The sequence below is a fragment of the Streptomyces cellostaticus genome (genome assembly GCF_001513965.1).
GTDB classification, from domain to species: Bacteria; Actinomycetota; Actinomycetes; order Streptomycetales; family Streptomycetaceae; genus Streptomyces; species Streptomyces cellostaticus.
In genome coordinates this window covers 1-1,276 of sequence record NZ_KQ948113.1, presented here as the reverse complement: position 1 = coordinate 1,276, position 1,276 = coordinate 1, and the positions used below count along the sequence as shown (strand labels likewise).

At 67.2% G+C, this 1,276-nt stretch carries 1 protein-coding gene; it reads left to right on the top strand.

Annotated elements, in window-relative coordinates:
* Nucleotides 1-25 precede the first annotated feature (25 nt).
* The coding region (locus AQI88_RS42290; RefSeq protein WP_208616108.1) for a polyketide synthase dehydratase domain-containing protein at nucleotides 26-1,276 on the top strand (1,251 nt) is incomplete at its 3' end.

The window sequence follows — 1,276 nt, the reverse complement described above, 5'->3', positions numbered from 1 at the left end:
TGTCTCCGCGCTGCGGGACAACGGCGTGCGCACCTTCATCGAGATCGGCCCGGACGGTGTGCTGTCGGGGATGGGCCCCCAGATCCGCAACACCAGCAGTGATCCCGTTGAAGCCAGTGATGATGCCGGTGAGGCGTGGGTGCCGCTGCTGCGCCGGGGTCGTAACGAGGTCCGAGCCCTGCTCACCGCGGTGGCCAGGGTCCATGTCCGCGGCCAGGCGGTGGACTGGGATCAGGTGTTCACGGGAACCGGCGCCCGCCGCCGGGTCGACCTGCCCACCTACGCCTTCCAGCGCCAGCAGTACTGGCTGCCGGCCAGTTCCGGCCCGGTTGATGCGGCCGGACTGGGCCAGTCTCCCGCGCGTCATCCGCTGCTGGGCGCGGCCGTTGAACTGCCTGCGAACGGCGGCTTGGTGCTGACGGGGCGCTTGTCCGTGGCTGCCCAGCCGTGGCTGGCAGACCACGTGGTGGCCGGCCAGGTGGTGGTGCCCGGAGCGGCCCTGCTGGAGATGGCCGTACGTGCCAGCGATGAAGCCGAATGCGGGCGGCTCGAGGAACTCCTCATCGAAACACCCCTGACGCTTCCGAAACACGGCGGCATGCAGGTGCAGGTGACCCTGACCGAGCCGGGTTATGAGGGTCGGCGGGACGTCGCGATCTACTCCCGGCCCGAGGACGCCATACCTGGAGAGGAATGGATTCGGCACGCGACGGGTGTGGCGGCGCCTGCCGAAGTTGCGGTTGAGGGTGGGGAGTTGTTGGTGTGGCCGCCGGCTGGTGCGGTTGCGGTGGACTTGGGTGATTTCTATGGGGGTTTGGCTGGGCGTGGGTTGGCTTATGGGCCGGTGTTTCGGGGGGTGCAGGCGGCGTGGCGGCGTGGTGAGGAGTTGTTTGCTGAGGTTGTGTTGCCGGAGGGTGTGGCGGTGGCGGGGTTTGGGTTGCATCCGGCTTTGTTGGATGCGGCGTTGCATGTGGCTGGTTTGGGTGTTGGGGGTGAGGGGTTGGTGTTGCCGTTTGCGTGGGGTGATGTGGTGGTGCATGCGGCGGGTGCGGTGTCGGCGCGGGTGCGGATTGCTCCGTCGGTTTCGGGTGAGGGTGTGTCAGTCATGTTGGCTGATGGGGTTGGTGGGTTGATTGCTTCGGTGGGGTCGTTGGTGTTGCGGCCGGTGTCTGCTGAGAGTCTGGTGGCGGGTCGGTCTGGTGATGGTTTGTTCCGTGTGGAGTGGGTGCCTGCTTCGGTTGCCGGTCCGCCGGTCGAGTCTGTTGGGGGTGTTGAG